The sequence below is a fragment of the Agarivorans gilvus genome, from assembly GCF_001420915.1.
Lineage (GTDB): Bacteria > Pseudomonadota > Gammaproteobacteria > Enterobacterales > Celerinatantimonadaceae > Agarivorans > Agarivorans gilvus.
The window spans coordinates 2,138,573-2,157,247 of sequence record NZ_CP013021.1 but is presented as its reverse complement, the minus strand read 5'-3'; the positions used below and the strand labels follow the sequence as shown (position 1 = coordinate 2,157,247).

The window sequence follows — 18,675 nt, the reverse complement described above, 5'->3', positions numbered from 1 at the left end:
TTAATTAGGAATTTTATGATTAATATGTTCCAGTATAAGGAATTGTCTGTCGGTAATATAGCCACATCTTTAAGTGCGAGGAAATGTTATGCGTCAGACCAGTGATAGAATTCGTCATGCCATTGGCTTTGAGTTAGTGGGTTTATTAGGAGCAATGCCTTTGATGGGCTTGCTGTTTGGAGTGTCGGCGAGCCATTCTGGGCCAATTGGCTTATTATTTTCGTTGCTCGCAACCCTGTGGAATTATTTCTATAGCGCTTGGTTTGATCGCTGCTTAGCTGCTCGCCACGGCCACAGCTCTAAAACATTTGTTCAGCGGCTACTGCATGCTGTGGGTTTTGAGGCTGGCTTATTGGTACTGACCATTCCAATCTTAGCATGGTGGTTAGATTTAACGCTGCTTGATGCATTAGTGATGGATCTTGCAATGATCATTTATTATCTGTTTTTCGCTTACGCTTATAACGTGGCCTACGATAAGTTATTTCCCTTGGAGCAGGGCCAAGTCTCGTTAAACGAGCGGGCCTAGCGTTAGTTAATCCAGTAGGCCTTGTAACTTGGCGCGGGTATAACAGGCAATGGATTTGCCATCGTTGATTGTTCCCTCAACGATGGCTTGTTCAAATTGCTGGCAGCTCATGTACAGCGTCTCAATAAATTCATCTTCATCGGCTTGGCCCTGCTCGGTCGTTAATTGTTTAGCGACAAACAAATATTGGATTTCATCACAAAAGCCCGGTGCTGGATAAAGTTTACCCAAGCTATGCCATTCTGCGGCGACTAAATTGACTTCTTCTTGCAACTCGCGTTTGGCGCAGGCCAAGATCCCCTCTGGGGATTGTTCATCGGCTTCAAGGGTGCCTGCGGGCAGTTCTAGTAGCCAGTCTTTAATTGCCGTGCGGTATTGCCGTTCAACAATAATACGGCCTTGAGTATCTTGCGCTAAAATTATTACAGCCCCTGGGTGGAGTAGTGTTGTTACTGGCAACTGGCGATTATCTGGCAGGGTTTGAGTTTCTTCAACCAGTTCAAATCGATGCCATTGGTAGAGAGAGCGTTGCATCATTAAGCTTCCTTAGCGTGGCTTATTCTAATGCTACTGTAACTCAGGATTGACACTTAGCAAGCCCAGCAAAAATTATAAATAAAATAATCAATTATTGACGAGTCGGCTTAGCTTGACACATATTGTAAGTATGCTGCAGGCAAGGACTGTGGGAGGGAGCAGGGTCGATGTCTCGCTTATTTTATTATTTACTGTTTTGTTTAGGCCTTATCTTAGTGGTGATGGGTTTTACCAGTTTAGGTCTAATTACTTATCGAAATCAACAGGTTAATGATTTGTCTTCTAACGCCGCTCAGCAAGCTGCGTCGCTGGCGGCGACTCTGGCCGTTAATGAGCAAGAAGACCAACGTAAACTAGAATATTTTGCTGGCTTATCAATGGTAAGGCAGGGTCTAGAGAGTGGCGATTATACGGAATTAGAGGAGTTACTGACTAAGTTAATGCTCAGTGATAGTAACGTTGTGCAGAGCCGTTTACTTGATAGTGAAGGCCTTGAGCTATTCAAGCTAGTGAGTCGCGGAGGTCGTCCAATTCGCTTAAATAGTATCGAATTGCAAAATAAAGCACATCGTTATTACGTGAGTGAGTTATTTGCTGCGCCGCCAAGTCAAACCTATTTTTCTCAGGTGGATCTTAACGTTGATTACGGCGTACTCGAACTACCCCATCGTCCGGTATTACGCATTGCCAAACAAATTGTCGACCCTAAGACCCAGCAAATGCTGGGGGCGCTGATGTTTAACTATGATATGCGGCAAGAGCTTGAAAACTTAGCAGCCAGTTTACCTGAGGAACTACGCTTGTTTGTGGTTGACGCCAAGCAGCAGTACTTATTTCATCCTAATTCTGCTCGGCGTTATTGTGCAGAGCTCCCCTGTGATAGTTACTTTGATGAGTCGCAGTTGCATCATCAAGCGCATCAACGCTTGTATTTTAATCAGCATTTAGCCGCGTTAATTAATTTAGATAGCGCGGCGCTGTCTGTCCATAGTGGCTCTCATTTGTTGGTGGCTTATAAACAAGACTACTTACCTTATTTAACCCAACACTTATCGCCCAGTAAGGTATTAGTAGAAAGCAAGCTTTGGTGGCTCATGTTGGTGCTAAGCGTTTTGTTAAGCAGCTCAGTCTGTGTGCTACATGCTCGAATAAGCCGCAAACTATATTTGCAGCGCCAGCAGCACAAAACCCATAAGTTGCTGGAGAGTTTGAGCCAATTGATGGACAACTTTCACCAAAGTGGTCAGAACTGGTCCCATGAACACTTTAAACGCTTAGCCTATTTCTCCCGTTTGCTCGCCGAACATATGGAGCTAGACGAACAGGTAGTAGAGGACATTTATCAGTTTGCTTTTCTGCACGATATAGGCAATTTTTGCAGTATTCCCTCCAAGACAGAAGAGAGCAATGTCGCCGAGCAACAGCTTACTGAGCAACGCACTATGACTAATGGTTACCAATTATTACGTAACTTTAAATTGGGCTCGGTGGCTAAAAATATTGTGGTAGCTCAGCATGAGCGTTGGGATGGTGAAGGTTATCCGAAACGCTTGGCTGGTAATGCGATTCCAATAGAGGCGAGAATTGTCAGTTTAGTGCATCACTTCGAGAGTTTGATGGCGCAGCAATTTGATTCGCCCCAGCTTTCTTTTGATACCTGTTACGCAATTATTAATGAGCAAAGTGGCAAGGCTTTTGACCCTAATTTAGTGCAGGCTTTTAATGCGCTAGAGCCCGAGTTGCGCCGCGCTTATAGCCAGAGCACGAGCTAGCATTCGCTTAACTCGTGCTCGCCAAGGCTTAGGCTTGTTGATAGCCAAAGGGGTCGTCGATACTTGGGCTAGGTTGGGTGAACCAAACCGGGCCATTGGCGCTCATGTAAAAATGATCTTCTAGGCGTACGCCAAAATGCCCAGGCAGTACCAGCATGGGCTCGTTACTAAATACCATGCCTTCAGCCAGAGGCGTTTGGTCGCTGGCAACTAAGTAGGGCCCTTCGTGAATATCTAAGCCACAACCGTGTCCGGTGCGATGGGGCAGGCCGGGTAGTTGGTAGTCTGGCCCATAGCCATCTTCTGCTAAGGATAAGCGTGCTGCCTTATCTACTTCGGCGCAAGGACGGCCGATTTGAGCAGCCCGAAATGCAGCCAGCTGGGCTTTTTGTTCACTGCACCAAGCTCTGCGCTGTTGCTCACTTGGCTCACCAAAAGCATAACTACGAGTAATATCAGAGTTATAGCCATGGAGCAGACAGCCGGTATCTATCAATACCCAGTCGTTGGCTTTTAGTGTTTGCGCCTCTTTGACGCCATGAGGAAAAGAGCTAGCAATGCCAAATAACACAATGCAAAAAGATGAGCCGCTGGCTCCTACTTTTTGGTGGGCCAGATTGATAAACTCTGTTACTTCAGTAGTGGTGATACCCGGTCGTAGGATTTTCGCGGCCGCTTTTTGTACCGCCATGGTCATGTCTTTGGCTCGCTGCATTAGAGCTATTTCATTAGCCGATTTTTGCATTCTGCACGCTTGGGTTAAGGGCTCGGCGCTAATAAACTGTTGTTCAGGGTTGGCTTTAATTAAGCCATCCACTAAGAAGTAGGCGGCGCTGGCATCTAAGGCGATGGTGCCGTTAATGTCTAATTGTTGGCATAGTTGCTTGAATAAGAGATAGGGGCTTTGGTGTTCGTGCCAACCATGAAAGGGGGCGTCGATTAACATGAAGTCATTAATTGAATCTTGTTCAAAGCAAGGTGCTAGGTAGTGTAATTGTCCATCAGCACAGAGTAAGGCGCCCACCAGTCGTTCGCTGGCGCTCCAGCTTAAGCCTGTAAAGTAATAGAGATTGGTGCCAGCATTGAGGTAGAGCGCGGCTATGCCTTGCTGTTGCATCATTTGGCAAACATCATGCTGGCGCTGCTGATATTCACTTAGGCTGATATTGGCAATGTCGCTACACATATTACTGAGTAGAGCGAGCTGTTCACTGGCGTTGCTGCCACCGACACCTATAGTCATGTTTATTCCTTTATTCTCAGCGACGGGGATAGGGTAACTATCTAGAAGAACATGAAGATTAAGAATAAAACGCTATTAGGTAAAGGAAAAATTTTTGTCAGTTTAGGCGGCTTTAGAGCCTATTGTTGGTTTAATTCTGCTGTGTAAATAATCACTTTGTTTCCGCCTTGAGATTTAGCCTGATACATCGCTAAGTCGGCTTGTTTAATTAACTCTGTGCAGTCACCTTCATGTTGGTAGCTGGCTAAGCCAAAGCTCGCGCTCAGGTACACTTTTCCTTTATTGGTGACTAAGGCTTGTTGGTGAAGTTGAATGCGGATCCGGTTGGCCAGCGCGTAGGCTTGTTGAGTGTTGGAATTGTTTAGTGCAATAACAAATTCTTCGCCGCCAAAGCGGCCAAAGATATCACCAACACGCAGGTTGTTCATCACTATTTGAGCAAAGTGCTGTAAAGCTAAGTCACCACTATGATGGCCATAGTTATCGTTGATTAGCTTAAAACGATCTAAGTCGATGAAGATTAGCGCGACCTCTGCGCCGCGAAATTGCGCACGACGAGTCATTTTGTCGAGGAGCTTTATGAAGTAGTTGCGTCTCATGGCGCCAGTGACATCGTAATTGGCCAATTGTTCTAGTTGAATTATCTGTCGCCAGTGCATTAAGAAGTAGAATACATAACTTTGTAGGGCGTTAGCGGTAAACAAAGCCAGTGATAAAAGTGCTGGTGCGCCTAGCAATAGCTGCTGGGATTCATCTTGCTGCTGCCTAGCAAAGTAGATGCGTAATAGCAGGCAGATTCCCAAGAATAGATATAAACCAATGACCAACCATAACGCTGGTTTGTGGTTATTGAGGAAGTAGCGAAAATACAATACGGCACAATAAAAACAGCACAGTGCAATTGCTGCGGAAAATATACTAACTCTTTGAACTGTATCGTTAATAAATAGAGTTGAGTATAGGTTCAATATTAGATAACTGACTATCACTAGGCTAATGAAGCGTCGATTAAGTTTAAGCTGTAAATAGTTGTGATGGCCCACCACGATTAATATAAAGGAAGCCCAAAATAAGCTGTTCATTAGAAATAAACTGCTATTGGAAGGTGTGGCTTGAAGTAACAAAATTAATAACGCCACAATTTGTGCGTAAGAGGCAACAATCCAACAGTCTAAACAGGGGCGCTGACCGTGAAAAATGCGAATGAGGGTGAGCACTGCGGCAGAAACCACAGTTAGTAACACGGTCAGGACAAAGTAGGTTAGCTCATCAACTACCATCAAATTGCGTTCCCTTGGTTTATATCAACAGTGTAGATGCCTATTGCGGTGATACAACATTTAACTCCCCACGGAGCCTTGTTTAAGCATGATAATTAGAGTTTTTACTCAGTGATAAATCTATAAAAATGTGCCACTAAGCCCCGAAATCACTGCCTCTAGCAGGGTTGTTTGCTACAATAGTTTAGAAAAAAATAATATAAGTTTTCATTAGGTTTCCAGCTTGTTTCTCCAGCCGTTTTTGCTTCGCTTTAAGCGTTAAAAAGACCTTGTGAGGATGTGCGTGAACTCGCACTCTCAAGACTTTAAAAAAGATAATTAAAGGAAACCTGACTAGGCTTAAAAACAGGTAAATTAGAGAGTTATAGTGAAGGTAGCGGGTATGTTGGGGAAAAAAATTAATGATATTTCAGTTGTTCACCGATTGTATATTGGCTTTGCCATTTTAACCTTAGTGATTGCAGCAGGGGGAGGCGGCGCTTTTTTACTCGCTCAAACGGTGAATTCCAGCTTTAATACGCTAACAGAGAATAGTGCAAAAACTCAGCTCTTGGCCAACCAGATTGGCAGCCAAGCCTTACGCGCGGGGATCCAACTGTTGGGTTTGGAAAATGCGGCAAATCTAGAAGAGTTGCAACGCATAAATGGCCAAGCCGAACAGGCTTTGAGTTCACTCGACAGCTTAGTAAGAGAGCTAGGAGCTCATGCTCAGGCCTTTGATATTCAAGGTTTAAAAACACAGCTTGATGACGTTGAGCGAGTCAAAAATACCCTTAGCTCTCAGGGCCGCGAATTGGCTCAGCAGCAAAGCCTTTATTTAGAACAGGACCAAAAGGTAAGAGACGATTTAAGCCAGTTTTTATTCCAACTATCAGATATGAAGCGCAGTGTGACCAAGGTTGTTGCGTCGGCTGCTGCCGAAGACTCTTACATTGAAGACATTTTGGCTTTGGTCATGGAGCGTTTTGGTTTAATGGAGTTTTTGCTGTCTAATATGGTGAATACTCGCGAACCGGACAAAATCGCCGATTTAGTACAAAAAATTCAATACAACAATAGTGTTTTTAATGATGATTTTTCATCTTTAGTAGATGAAGTAGAAGCTCTCTCTGATCCGCAAATACAAGAACTGTTAGCTGAATTTAACCGCCAGCTTAATCAGCCAACGGGCATTGTGGCGCGTTATATTGCTAGCCAACAGACTATTGAAAACATCTTTTTACAAACCTCGCAAATTAACCAGCAATTGGCGGGATTAGACGTGATTGTGACCGATATTGTTCAGTTGGCTAATAGCCAGAGTGCAGAGGCGAGTGCCCAAGGTAAGTCACTAATATCTCAAGCTCGCTCCATCACTGTGGTGGTGGTTCCTTTGGTGATTCTATTTGCCATAGCGGTGGCTTATTGGTTGGCTAGTTTAATTCGTAAGCCTTTGGAGCATACCCAGTCGCAGATCCTGAAACTGGCCGAGGGGATTATAGCAAAACCATGCAAGGCAAGTATTCGGGTGAGTTTGCGATTTTGGTGGCGGCGATTAATCGTATGATTGAACAAGCTCGAGATGTATTTAGCCAAATTCAGACTGCGGCTCATCATTTGAGTGAAGTATCTGAGCGTAACAACCAGGCGTCTAGCGTGGTGAAAAGTAAGTTAGATAAACAAACAGCAGAGTTAAGCAGTGTGGCTACGGCTGTTACCGAAATGGAGTCGGCCATTAAAGAGGTCGCTGCAAATACAGAAAGCAGCAGAGAACTCTCGTTAGCGGTGGAAGATAATATTGATCAAGGCCAACAGGTGATGAACCAAAATATCGACATGATTGATAGTTTGGATGATGCGCTGCAGAGTACCTCTGGCCAGGTGGATAAGTTGGCCGAGGCGAGCAAGCAAATTGGTTCAATTATTGAGGTAATTGATGGCATCGCCGAAAAAACCAATTTATTGGCTCTAAATGCGGCTATTGAGGCGGCTCGGGCCGGCGAGCAAGGGCGAGGCTTTGCGGTGGTGGCCGATGAAGTACGTAGCTTAGCCAGTCAAACAACCAAGAGCACGGAGTCGGTGAGAGAAATGATTACTACCTTACAACGTGAATCTAGCCAAGTGTTTGAGGCCATGGCGGCAAGTCGCCAACAAATGAGTCAATCAAAAGAGTTGGCTGAGAAATCTCGTGAGGCCATCTTAACCATTCGTAACAACATGACGCAGATGCGTGAAATGACCGATCAGATCAGCGTCGCCGCTCAAGAGCAACATCATGTCGCTAGTGATGTGACCCGCAACGTAAACGTAATTGCCGAGGTAGCAGAGGATAACTTTGAGCAAATTGAGCGGGTGGCGCAATCTAGCGAGGCCTTGCAGCAACAGGTAATTGATATCGAAGCTATGTTAAAACGCTTTATATTAAAGTAAATTAGCTAGACTTTATGTTGTTCTTGTTGGTGTTTCACTAGGGTTGAAATATGTTTAATTTGTCGCGTTTATTGAGTCCGAAAACCGAGCAGTTGGCTGCATTGGATTTAGGCAGTAATAGCTTCCATTTAATTATTGCTGATTGGCAAGATGGTGAGCTAAAAATCCGCGATAAAGTTAAAGAGATGGTGCGCTTAGGCTGGGGCTTGCAAGATGACGGCAGTTTAGACGCCGCCGCTTGGAATCGAGCCCAAGCCTGCTTAGATCGCTTTGGCGAGCGGCTCAGAGAGTTTAAGCCCGGCAGTGTTCGAGTGGTGGGCACTAAGACCCTACGTAGCATTATCGATTCAGAGGTGTTTCTGCAGGCCGCCCAGCAGCGCTTGGGTCATCCGGTCGAGGTCATTTCCGGTGAAGAAGAAGCTCGCCTAATCTATCTTGGTGTTGCTCATTATCAAGCGCCTACCAATGGGCCGCGTTTAGTGGTGGATATCGGTGGTGGCAGCACTGAACTCGCCTTAGGTGAGGGCATGGAGCTTAAGCTTAAAGAAAGCTTAGACATGGGCTGTGTGGCGATTACCAAGTTATTTTTTAAGAATGGACGGGTTAGTAAAAACCGCCTAGAAAAAGCCAATGTGTACTGCTCCCAACAGTTATTTCCAGCGGTAGAAGATTATCTTGATCATGGTTGGCAGGAGTGCCTTGGTGCCTCCGGAACCATAAAAGCGGTGGCTAAAGTCTGTGCTGAAAACCAGTTCTGTGATGCTGATATTCAGCTAGCAGGCCTAGAAGCCATTCTTAATTGCTACCTTGAAGCCGGTGAGTGTAACTTGCCACTTAAAGGCCTTTCTGAAGAGCGCCAGCCGGTGTTCTTGGGTGGGGTTGTGGTATTACACGCGATTTTCCAAGCCCTAAATATCGACACCATGCACGCTGCCGAATCGGCCTTGCGTGAAGGTTTGTTGTATGAATTGAAAGGACGCCTAGAGCATACCGATATTCGGCCTAGCAGCGTGCAGCGATTAGCTGAGCGTTATCATGTAGATAGCCAATTGAGTGAGCGAGTCGATAATACTTGCCAATTGTTGCTTAAGCAGGTAGCTGAAACTTGGGACTTAGATGAGTTAGAAACCAGTAAATTGCTCACTTGGGCTTCGCTGTTGTTTTTGGTGGGCTTGGATGTAGCGCATAATGACTATCACAAGCATGGCGCTTACATAGTAGAGAATGTCGACCTTGCCGGTTTCTCTCGTATTGAGCAACAGCACCTTGCGGCCTTGGTATTGGCTCACCGTAAGCGTTTCCCTAGTAAGCAGTTTCCATTAGACAATAGCGCCTTGCTCAAGGCTTGTTTAGTATTACGTTTGGCGGTGATCTTTAATCGAGGTAAGCGTCGTCAGGCCTTGCCTGAAATACAGTTTAGAGCGGCTGAACAGCAAATGAGTTTGTTGCTGGAGCAGCAGTGGCTGCAAAACAACCCACTCACTCGAGCTGATTTAGAGAATGAGCAACAGTATTTAAGCCAAATCGATTATAACTTGGACATTATCGAGTTGTAGCTCAAGCGATTTGAAGGTTGCAAGAATAAGGCGCTCACCCTTGTGGTGAGCGCCTTGAGTTTTAGCGGTCGTTATTGGTCGCGCTAATTTTGTGAATGGCTAAGTCAGCTCCGTGGAATTCATCTTCTTCAGACAAACGCAGCCCAGCTACCGCATTCACTGCACCATAGACAATCACACCGCCAATTAAGGCAATTGCTACACCTAACAAGCTACCAATTAACTGGCTAGCGAAAGAGACGCCGCCTAAGCCACCTAAAGCTTGGCTGCCAAAGATACCAGCAGCAATACCACCCCATACTCCACAGAGGCCGTGCAGTGGCCATACGCCTAATACGTCATCAAGCTTGGAGTGTTGCTGTAACCAAGTAAATACCCATACGAATAAGGCTCCGGCAATGCCTCCGGTGACCAATGCGCCGAGTGGATGCATCAAGTCGGAACCGGCACACACTGCAACTAATCCCGCTAAGGGACCATTGTGCACGAAACCGGGGTCGTTGCGGCCAATTAGCAAGGCCACTATGGTTCCGCCTACCATGGCCATGAGTGTGTTTACCGCCACTAAGCCACTGATTCCATCCATGGTTTGGGCAGACATAACGTTGAAGCCGAACCAACCCACAGTGAGTACCCATGCGCCTAAAGCGAGGAAGGGAATGTTGGAAGGAGCAAAGGCAACACCGGGTTTACGGCCTTTACGTGCGCCCAATATTTTTATTGCCACTAACGCTAACCAGCCACCCATGGCATGCACCACCACAGAACCAGCAAAATCGTGAAAGGCAGCACCAAATTGAGCTTCTAACCAAGCTTGAAAGCCGTAATTGCCGTTCCAAATGATGCCTTCAAAGATCGGGTAAACCAGTCCTACAATTAGTGATGAAGCGATCAGGAAGGGATAAAATTTTCCTCGCTCAGCAATACCACCAGAGACAATGGCAGGAATAGCTGCGGCAAAGGTCAATAAGAAGAAAAATTTCACCAACTCGTAGCCATTGCCTTGGCTAAGAATTTCGGCGCTATTAAAAAAGTGGCTACCGTAAGCGAGATAGTAACCCACAATAAAGTAAGCCAAGCCAGAAAACGCAAAGTCGGTAATGATCTTTACTAAGGCGTTAACTTGGTTTTTGTGGCGAACCGTTCCGACTTCTAAAAAAGCAAAGCCCGCATGCATTGCCAGAACCATGATTGCGCCCAGCAGAATAAATAAAGTGTTCGCGCTTTGCGACAAAACGTCGATCGCTTCACTAATATTCTCCATTAAAAATACTCCCTAAGTGTTTTCTATTGATTTTTAATGCGCCAAAAGTAAGCAAGGACTATGCCTATGTTGCACCATAAGTTCTCACTACGGCACTAAGTTGATGCAATATAAGGCGTTTAACGCGATGTTAACGTGGTTTTTACATAATTTAGTACTAGTTTGGTGCGTCTTTAAGCGTGATTAATTTGTGGATTTGTCCATTTTGGTGCGCGGTTGTGTTGTTTTGGTGCTTAGTCTTGTTGCGTGGCTAAGTGGACGAAGAGCCTAAATTATGCGCTAGAGCTTGCTGATTCGTATTAGAGTGCTTTTCGCGACGCAGAGTAATATGCGGGTCTATAGTTACAACAAGGATTAAAAAGGAGAGCTTCATGGAGCAATGGCATGAGCTATATCGGGCTGAAAATTTACTAGAAGCGGCGTTGTTGCAAGGTATGTTGGGCAATATTGGCATTGAAACTCACATCGATGGGCAATATTGCGCGGGAGCTGCCGGTGAACTTCCTATGGAAGTTATTCAAGTGAGTTTGAAGGTGAATTTATATGCCTGGGAGCGAGCCAAGTTAGCCTTGAAAGATTATCAGCGTAATCAAAAGCTTGAATGGACTTGTTTTGAATGCGGTGAAATTAACCCCGGTAGCTTTGAATATTGCTGGTCTTGCCAGTGCGAAAATGCCCCCAAATAGGCGTGTAAAAGCTGCGCTATTTATAGATTAATGGTATGCTTAAATAGTGTACAGCTAGGTTTTCCCCTAGAAACAGTTTTATAGAAGGTGTGTTATGGCTATTTCGCAAGTTTCAACCACGACCGCTCCGTCTGACTTTTATATGGAGCAGGCGAAGAAGCGGCAGGAAGAACAAGCTGAAAAATTAGCTTCCGGTAAGCGGATTAATTCCGCAGCTGATGATCCGGCAGGTTTGCAAATATCGGGGCGTTTAACCAGTGGGATTAATGCCGATGAAGCTTATAGTAATATCTACCAAAACCAAGTGAGCTTAAACAATATCCAGTCAGCTCAACTACAGGGTACTACCGAGCTATTACAGCAAAATCAGGCCTTGGTGGTGCAAAGTGGCAACGGTATTTATAATGCCGACGACATAGCGGCCTTACAAGCGCAAGTCGACGCCAATACAGCTGCCATTCCTAATGCCACTGACTTAGGCGTTGATAGTATCGACTTGAACGATCCCGCCACCGCTCAAGCTGCTTTACAAGGCGCCCAGCAAACCACTGATGGCACGCAAGCTGAGTTAGGCGCTTCAAGTAATGCCGCAGAGTCGGCCTTTCGCTCAACTCAAGCCGCGATAGAGGCACAAAGTGCTGCGCGTTCACGCATTCTCGACACCAATTATGCTCAGTCTACCTCTCAGCAGGCGCAAAATGATGCCTTGTTACAGAGTTCTATTCAGTCTTACCAGCAGCAATTGGCAGCAAAAAATATCGATAGACTTATCTAGCTTGTTTTAACGCAAAAAAGACGCGGTGGTCTGCTGATATAGTGACCACCGCTTTTTTTTGGGAGATCGCAATGAGTCAATCTATTCATGGACACAAAGTCATGGAACTGATGTTAGCGCAGGGTGGAAGCTACACCGCTGAATCTTTAGAGCAGTTAATGAATGATACCTTTGGTGAAGCTAGTCGCTATCATACCTGTAGCCACAAGGATATGAATGCCAAGCAATTGATCGCGTTATTGAAAGAGCGCGGTAAGTTTGTTGAAGCTGAGCACGGCTTTACTACTAGTGAATCAAAGATCTGTTCGCACCATTAATGTCTAAAGACGGTGCTTTTTAGCCGTTTCCTTCGCGAGTTATAGCGAGCGGTTGCCTAGGGTTTAAACGATGAATAACACCGCCATTTGATAGTTGTTTGTTTTATCCTTTAAAACCTATTGCTTGGCTAAACCATGACTATTGAAATGAAATTATGCTGAGCGTCGAACAAGCCAGAGTGTTATGCTCTGGCTTTTTTATATCTTGTAATAACCACGAGTAAGAGAGTCAGTTAATGGATATGTTATCGGCAGCTGTGATGTTGTTTTTAATCATGGATCCGCTAGGCAATTTGCCAGTATTCCTCAGTATGGTGAAGCACCTCGATCCTAAACGCCGACGCATCGTATTATTACGTGAACTGGTATTTGCCTTGGTTGTGATGTTCTCCTTCTTGTTTGCTGGTGAACAAATCCTCGGCTTTTTAAATTTGCGTCAGGAAGCCGTTAGTATTGCGGGTGGCGTGATTTTATTCTTGATTGCTTTAAGAATGATCTTCCCTAAGCCTGGTGGGGTGGCGGGCCTCGCCGCAGGGGAAGAGCCCTTCTTGGTGCCGATGGCGATCCCGATGATTGCTGGACCATCGGTATTAGCTTCGTTAATGCTGCTAGCTAATCAAGATGGTAGTCGAATGCTGGACTGGTCGTTAGCCCTGTTAATCGCTTGGGGGATCAGCGTGGTGATTTTCCTTTTCAGCGGTATTTTATTGCGCTTGCTGGGAGAAAAAGGCCTCAAGGCAATGGAGCGCTTGATGGGCATGTTGCTGATTATGTTGTCGGTACAAATGTTCCTAGATGGGATTGCGGACTACTGGTTATCCCTGTAATCCGCAAGCAGGCTAGTAGGGGTGGTTGATCCCCAGACGAAATACATTGTCATCACCGCTGCTGGCTATATCACCGCGCAGTACTACGCCTTCCATCATGATTCTTAGGCTTAGGCCTAGGCTGTATTTCATATCGCGATGCAAGGTGGCTAGATTGTATTGGTCGGCCACTCGGCCGGCTTCGGCAAAGGCTACCCAGTACCAAGCGGGTACGTTGAACCAGTTCATCACTGGCACTTTAGGCAAAGGATTCCAATTTGGGGTAAAACGGTATTCCGCAGAGTAATAAATCATTGAGCGGTCGTGAAAACGCGCTGCTTCGTAGCCCTTTAACCTATCCATGCCTCCTAAGCGCGAGCCAGCAAACCATGCCGGGCGGTGATAACGGGTTTGTCCATCGTGTTGGCTGCTACTATTCCAAGTTGGTGTATCTGAGGTAGCAAAACCCAGTGCTATTACTTGATTTTGAGCCCAAGAGCGACGCGGTAAGCTAATATATTTAGCGGCCGAAAACTCCCAAAGCGACCAAGACGGACGACTATTGCCTCCCCAATCTCGAGTGATACTAAAACGCTGGCGGCTGCCACGAGTAGGGTTTTGATGGTAATTTCGGTTGTCGTATTCCAGTTCTAAACGCAGTCCAGCAGATTTCGTCGCGTATTGGTAAGCATTGTATTCGCCAATATCTTGCTGCCAAAAATACGGCTCTAACTGAACGATGGTTCGGCCACTGCTGAGCGGATTCCAACTATCACCTCCGGCCTGATAGCCTTCGAGCACTTCACCCTTGCGTACTCTAAAGGTATGAATTGGTGAATCTTTAGCGTGGCCGATTGGCAGTAAGTAACGAAAGCGAAAGCGGTATTCTTGGCCTTGAGTATGGCTAAAAACACGATTATTGATGCTGGAATCGTTGCTACCCGCTGCTTGGTCGGAATAGTCTGGATTACCATTCACATACTGTGGATTGTGGGTGAAGTTGGTGCGGTATAGGGTGGTATCAAAAAACAGCCTATCGGCAAAAGGCAGTTGGTAGTCACCGCTGTAAAGAAAGCCCATCCAGCTATTGTTGCTGGTGACGGTCGCTGTTGCCACCATGCTTGCGCTTGATTGAATATATCCAGCTGCGCCGACTCCAACACCTACTCCCCATTGTAGGTTTTCGGTGTAGTAGGCATAAGGTAAAATTTGAGTCCATGAGCCGCTGCGTTGGTGCTGGGCATCTTCTAAAATAGTGACATTCATTGCTGTACTGGCCAGACTTACACATCCCATGCTGGCACAAGCAAGCTGAATTAGCTTCACTTTTGCTGTTCCGACATGCGCTTATGGATTTGCCACATCGCAAAAAAGCCAAAAATTAAAATTTGTAATTTGTCGCCTTTTCTTAATACGCCTGCTTGTTGCAGGGTGCCAACAATGGCAAAGAGTTGTACTGCATGTAATAGCAGAAGAAAGCCGCCTACTAGCGGTAAGATCCAGTTATACGGCGCCACAAAAATAACCGGGCTGAGTAACATGGCTAGCCACATGGCGGCCATGAAGGCTTTTCCTATTTTAATAAACATCGTGCTTAACTCTTATTCAACTTGATATAAACGGTAATTCACTTGACCGGCTTGCTTTTGTTTAATGCACTGCCAGTTGTTGGGTAAGTTGGGCTCGCTACCTTCGTTTTCAAATTCTAGATAAACCAAGGCATCTGGCTTAAGCCAACCGTTGAGGTGTAATAACTCACAGCTGGGCTGCAGTAAGTTCTTGCGAAACGGTGGGTCGATAAATACCACGTCGTAGGGTTCGCTAGGACGCTGATTTAAAAACTGCAAAGCGTCTTGGTTGACTAGCTTGGCCTGCTCGCTTGAAAGCTCCAATAGTTGTAGGTTAGCTTTTAACTGTTTGGCGGCCGCGGCATCTTTTTCAACAAAAGTGCTAAAGGCCGCATAACGTGATAAGGCTTCAAAACCTAAGCCGCCACTGCCGGCGAATAAATCGAGGCAATGGCTTTGGTGAAGGTAGGGGCTCAACCAGTTAAATACGGTTTCTTTGACTCGGTCAGTGGTGGGGCGTAAGCCTTCACTATTCAATACCTTGAGTTTTCTACCACGCCATTGGCCGGCAATAATCCTTATCTGACCACTGCCTTTACGGGGATTGTTAGTTTGATTTGTATGTTTTCTTGCGGAAAGCCGTGCCATTTACTTAGACCATTGAGAAACTATGTTAATATTCGAGCAATATTGATTGGACGTGGGCATTGTAACAGCCAACGTCGTTTACTGGTAAAAAGGTTTTGCAGTAATGGCAAAAAAGAAGGGCCTATTTTCTTGGTTTGGCCGAAATAAAAACAACGAACAACAATCTAACGATCCTTCCGAGCAAGCATCCACTGAGCAAGAAGCACTTGATTTAGCTCAGCAGCAACAAGCCGAGCTTGAAGCGCAAGCCGAACGTGAAGCGCAAGCCGAGCTTGAAGCGCAAGCCGAACGTGAAGCGCAAGCCGAACTTGCAGCGCAAGCCGAGCTTGAAGCGCAAGCCGAACGTGAAGCGCAAGCCGAACTTGCAGCCCAAGCCGAACTTGCAGCCCAAGCCGAGCGTGAAGCCCAAGCCGAACTTGCAGCCCAAGCCGAGCTTGCAGCCCAAGCCGAGCTTGCAGCCCAAGCCGAGCTTGCAGCCCAAGCCGAGCTTGCAGCCCAAGCCGAGCTTGCAGCCCAAACCGAGCTTGAAGCGCAAGCCGAGCTTGCAGCCCAAGCCGAACTTGCAGCGCAAGCCGAACGTGAAGCTCAAGCCGAGCGTGAAGCCCAAGCCGAAAGTGAAGCCGAAGCTGAGTCAGAAAAGCGAGTCAGTTCTGAGGCTGCAGAGCCCGTGAAAAAAATGGGCCTATTCGCCCGTTTGCGAGCTGGCTTACGCCGCACGCGACAAAATCTAGGCTGGGGCTTTTTCTCGCTATTCAAGGGGCGCAAAATCGATGATGAGCTTTTTGAAGAGTTAGAAGAACAACTGCTGGTGGCCGATGTTGGGGTGGACACTACGCTGAAAATTATCCAAAACTTGGAAAGTCACGTGAAACGCAGCGAGCTCAAAGATGGCGAAGCACTCTATCAGCAGCTTAAGTCAGATATGGGCAGCCTACTTAAACAGGTTGAAGCGCCCTTGGATGTTAGCCGTAGTGAAGGGCCGTTTGTGATTTTAATGGTGGGCGTAAATGGCGTGGGTAAAACCACCACCATTGGCAAGCTGGCCAAGCAATACCAAAGCCAAGGCAAGTCGGTGATGTTGGCGGCGGGTGATACCTTTAGAGCCGCGGCAGTAGAGCAGTTGCAAGTATGGGGCGAACGAAATCAAATCCCGGTGATTGCACAGCATACCGGCGCCGATAGCGCTTCGGTAATTTTTGATGCCTTTCAAGCAGCTAAGTCACGAAATATCGATGTATTGATTGCCGACACCGCTGGACGCTTGCAGAATAAAGCGCACTTAATGGAAGAGCTAAAGAAAATTGTTCGAGTAATGAAGAAGTTGGACGATGCTGCTCCCCATGAAATTATGTTAACCATTGACGCCAGCACCGGCCAAAATGCGATTAGTCAGGCAAACTTGTTTAATCAGGCGGTGGGGCTAAGTGGCTTAACTCTCACCAAGCTTGACGGCACGGCTAAGGGTGGAGTGATTTTTGCCTTGGCGGATAAGTTTGCCTTGCCGATCCGTTATATTGGTGTGGGTGAGGGATCGATGATTTACGTGAATTTGAAGCCCAAGCCTTCGTTGATGCCTTATTCAGTCAGGAAGAGAGTGACGAAGCCTAATTAAGTAAATGCACTAGCCAGAAAAGGTCGATGAATGATCCGTTTTGAACAAGTGAGTAAGGTGTATCCTGGTAGCCAACGCGCCTTACAAAAAGTATCGTTTCAACTTGCCCATGGAAAAATGGCATTTTTAACCGGCCATTCTGGCGCTGGCAAGAGTACCTTGCTTAAACTGATTACTGCTATGGAACGCCCTAGTGACGGCAAGGTATGGGTGAATGGTGACGACATCAGCCGAATTAGCCATCGCAAAATACCTTACTTACGCCGCCAAATGGGCGTGATCTTTCAAGACCACAAATTGCTCATGGATCGTACGGTATTTGATAACGTAGCGCTTCCCTTGGTGATTGAAGGTTACAGCATGCACAACATTAAACGTCGCGTGGCGGCAGCCTTAGATAAGGTGGGTTTGCTCGACAAAGCCAAATGTACCCCAGTGATTCTCTCTGGCGGTGAACAGCAGCGGGTGGGTATTGCTCGAGCGGTGGTGAATAAACCCTCTATTTTGATTGCCGACGAGCCCACCGGTAATCTTGACCCGGCCTTGTCCTTAGAAATCTTTCGTTTGTTTGAAGAGTTTAACCGAGTGGGAGTGGCGGTGCTCATTGCCAGCCACGACTTGAGTTTGATTGCCAAAATGCATTATCAACGCTTGGTATTAAGCAACGGCCAGCTGTTAGACAGCGCGGTTCAGGCTCAGGAGGCGCGATAATGGTGGGAGCAAAGCCGCAAGTGAAGGTGAGTTTTCCGGTACGTTTTATGATGTTTTGGGTGCGCCATCTACAGCAGTGTATTGCCAGCCTTGGCGAGTTATGGCGCACGCCAGCGAGCTCCCTATTAACCATAGCGGTAATTGGTGTGTGTTTAGCCTTGCCGTCGAGCTTCTATCTGGCGACCAAAAATATTCAGCAGCTCACCAATTATTGGAAGAGCGATAGCCAAATCAGCCTGTTTCTTCGTCAAGACATTAGTCCGCAGCAGCGTGATGCTTTGCAGCAAAATATTGCTAGCATGGAGCAGGTAGCCAGTGTTGAGCTAGTGACCAAGCAACAGGGTTTGGAAGAGTTTCAACAAACCAGCGGCTTTGAAGATGTGCTCACCCTATTGCCAGAGAATCCCTTACCTGATGTTTTATTGGTACAACCCAGCGCCGACTTTAACAGTGCCGGCGCGGCTAAAATTCTGCTGGAAAGTTTGCAGCAGCACAGTTTGGTAGATGAAGGCCGTTTAGACATAGAATGGCTAGAGCGCTTAGATACCATGGTGTCGATGTTTCAGCAGGCTGCATGGTTGCTGATTTTACTACTCTTGAGCGCGGTAGCCTTAATCATTAGTAATACGCTGCGTTTAAATATTCTTAACCGCCGTAATGAAATTGAAGTGATGAAGTTGGTTGGCGCTACCGATGCTTTTATTCAGCGGCCGTTTCTTTATACCGGTTTTTGGTTTGGTATTGTTGGCGGGCTAATGGCTTGGGTATTGGGCAATATCCTGCTGATCTGGACTGAATATGCCTTACAACAAGTGGGCTTGTTGTATCAGCAGGATATTTACCTATCTGGTTTGGATTTCCGTGAATTTGCTTTGCTGATGCTATTTGCCACCTTACTGGGCTTAATTGCCTCTTGGTTTTCGGTGCATCGCCATATCAAAGAAATTGAACCCAGTTAGTGA

At 46.4% G+C, this 18,675-nt stretch carries 17 protein-coding genes and 2 pseudogenes; 12 read left to right on the top strand and 7 right to left on the bottom strand.

What is annotated here, in order from left to right:
• Positions 1 to 88 precede the first annotated feature (88 nt).
• Positions 89 to 529 (top strand): PACE efflux transporter, encoded by a 441-nt coding sequence (locus tag AR383_RS10210; RefSeq protein ID WP_055733033.1) that lies wholly within the window; start codon positions 89 to 91, stop codon positions 527 to 529.
• A 6-nt stretch (positions 530 to 535) separates the two neighbouring features.
• Here AR383_RS10210 and AR383_RS10205 read toward each other — a convergent pair whose 3' ends face one another.
• Positions 536 to 1,066 (bottom strand): NUDIX hydrolase, encoded by a 531-nt coding sequence (locus AR383_RS10205; RefSeq protein WP_055733032.1) that lies wholly within the window; start codon positions 1,064 to 1,066, stop codon positions 536 to 538.
• A gap of 167 nt (positions 1,067 to 1,233) precedes the next feature.
• On the opposite strand from AR383_RS10205, the gene AR383_RS10200 reads away from it, so the two are divergent.
• Positions 1,234 to 2,838 carry an HD-GYP domain-containing protein gene (locus AR383_RS10200; RefSeq protein ID WP_055733031.1) on the top strand — a complete coding sequence of 535 codons (1,605 nt, stop codon included), beginning with the start codon at positions 1,234 to 1,236 and terminating at the stop codon, positions 2,836 to 2,838.
• A gap of 28 nt (positions 2,839 to 2,866) precedes the next feature.
• Here AR383_RS10200 and AR383_RS10195 read toward each other — a convergent pair whose 3' ends face one another.
• Entirely contained in the window at positions 2,867 to 4,081 is a 1,215-nt protein-coding gene (locus tag AR383_RS10195; RefSeq protein ID WP_055733030.1) for a M24 family metallopeptidase, read from the bottom strand.
• A gap of 119 nt (positions 4,082 to 4,200) precedes the next feature.
• Positions 4,201 to 5,361 (bottom strand): GGDEF domain-containing protein, encoded by a 1,161-nt coding sequence (locus AR383_RS10190; RefSeq protein WP_055733029.1) that lies wholly within the window; start codon positions 5,359 to 5,361, stop codon positions 4,201 to 4,203.
• A gap of 382 nt (positions 5,362 to 5,743) precedes the next feature.
• Between AR383_RS10190 and AR383_RS10185 the strand changes: the two genes are divergently transcribed.
• The 3 genes from AR383_RS10185 to AR383_RS10175 are packed head-to-tail and all read left to right on the top strand — an operon-like array spanning position 5,744 to position 9,326.
• A complete protein-coding gene (locus AR383_RS10185) occupies positions 5,744 to 6,907 on the top strand; it encodes a hypothetical protein (protein WP_055733028.1) in 1,164 nt (387 codons plus the stop codon).
• Entirely contained in the window at positions 6,850 to 7,770 is a 921-nt protein-coding gene (locus AR383_RS10180) for a methyl-accepting chemotaxis protein (RefSeq protein WP_055733027.1), read from the top strand. Before AR383_RS10185 ends, AR383_RS10180 begins: the two co-directional genes overlap by 58 nt.
• 50 nt (positions 7,771 to 7,820) lie before the next feature.
• Positions 7,821 to 9,326, top strand: a complete 1,506-nt coding sequence (locus AR383_RS10175) for a Ppx/GppA phosphatase family protein (protein WP_055733026.1) — start codon at positions 7,821 to 7,823, stop codon at positions 9,324 to 9,326.
• Positions 9,327 to 9,387: 61 nt separating this feature from the next.
• Here AR383_RS10175 and AR383_RS10170 read toward each other — a convergent pair whose 3' ends face one another.
• Positions 9,388 to 10,590 (bottom strand): ammonium transporter, encoded by a 1,203-nt coding sequence (locus tag AR383_RS10170; RefSeq protein ID WP_055733025.1) that lies wholly within the window; start codon positions 10,588 to 10,590, stop codon positions 9,388 to 9,390.
• 371 nt (positions 10,591 to 10,961) lie between these two features.
• Here AR383_RS10170 and AR383_RS10165 point away from each other — a divergent pair, with 371 nt between their 5' ends.
• The 4 genes and pseudogenes from AR383_RS10165 to AR383_RS10150 all read left to right on the top strand — a co-directional run bounded on the left by AR383_RS10165 (position 10,962) and on the right by AR383_RS10150 (position 13,195).
• The gene (locus tag AR383_RS10165; RefSeq protein ID WP_055733024.1) at positions 10,962 to 11,276 is read left to right on the top strand and encodes a putative signal transducing protein; all 315 of its coding nucleotides are present in this window, start codon (positions 10,962 to 10,964) and stop codon (positions 11,274 to 11,276) included.
• Between the two features lie 181 nt (positions 11,277 to 11,457).
• A pseudogene (locus tag AR383_RS10160) lies at positions 11,458 to 12,051 on the top strand (flagellin); the annotation flags it as partial.
• 71 nt (positions 12,052 to 12,122) lie between these two features.
• Positions 12,123 to 12,368, top strand: coding sequence for a YecH family metal-binding protein (locus tag AR383_RS10155; protein WP_055733022.1), 246 nt, complete (start codon positions 12,123 to 12,125; stop codon positions 12,366 to 12,368).
• A 236-nt stretch (positions 12,369 to 12,604) separates the two neighbouring features.
• Complete coding sequence (locus AR383_RS10150; RefSeq protein ID WP_055733021.1) at positions 12,605 to 13,195, top strand: YhgN family NAAT transporter; 591 nt, start codon at positions 12,605 to 12,607, stop codon at positions 13,193 to 13,195.
• Between the two features lie 12 nt (positions 13,196 to 13,207).
• Here AR383_RS10150 and AR383_RS10145 read toward each other — a convergent pair whose 3' ends face one another.
• From AR383_RS10145 to rsmD, 3 genes are read right to left on the bottom strand one after another with little or no spacing between them, the layout of a single operon-like run.
• On the bottom strand, positions 13,208 to 14,500 hold the full coding sequence (locus tag AR383_RS10145) for a BamA/TamA family outer membrane protein (RefSeq protein ID WP_055733020.1): 1,293 nt from the start codon (positions 14,498 to 14,500) through the stop codon (positions 13,208 to 13,210).
• Positions 14,497 to 14,763, bottom strand: a complete 267-nt coding sequence (locus AR383_RS10140; RefSeq protein ID WP_083481569.1) for a DUF1145 domain-containing protein — start codon at positions 14,761 to 14,763, stop codon at positions 14,497 to 14,499. The genes AR383_RS10145 and AR383_RS10140 overlap by 4 nt, the downstream gene beginning before the upstream one ends.
• Positions 14,764 to 14,775: 12 nt before the next feature.
• Positions 14,776 to 15,390, bottom strand: coding sequence for a 16S rRNA (guanine(966)-N(2))-methyltransferase RsmD (gene rsmD / locus AR383_RS10135; RefSeq protein ID WP_055733018.1), 615 nt, complete (start codon positions 15,388 to 15,390; stop codon positions 14,776 to 14,778).
• A gap of 103 nt (positions 15,391 to 15,493) precedes the next feature.
• On the opposite strand from rsmD, the pseudogene ftsY reads away from it, so the two are divergent.
• The 3 genes and pseudogenes from ftsY to ftsX all read left to right on the top strand — a co-directional run bounded on the left by ftsY (position 15,494) and on the right by ftsX (position 18,672).
• A pseudogene (ftsY, locus tag AR383_RS10130) lies at positions 15,494 to 16,998 on the top strand (signal recognition particle-docking protein FtsY).
• A gap of 34 nt (positions 16,999 to 17,032) precedes the next feature.
• Entirely contained in the window at positions 17,033 to 17,713 is a 681-nt protein-coding gene (ftsE, locus tag AR383_RS10125; RefSeq protein WP_055733017.1) for a cell division ATP-binding protein FtsE, read from the top strand.
• Positions 17,713 to 18,672 carry a permease-like cell division protein FtsX gene (gene ftsX, locus AR383_RS10120; protein ID WP_055733016.1) on the top strand — a complete coding sequence of 320 codons (960 nt, stop codon included), beginning with the start codon at positions 17,713 to 17,715 and terminating at the stop codon, positions 18,670 to 18,672. Before ftsE ends, ftsX begins: the two co-directional genes overlap by 1 nt.
• Positions 18,673 to 18,675 lie beyond the last annotated feature (3 nt).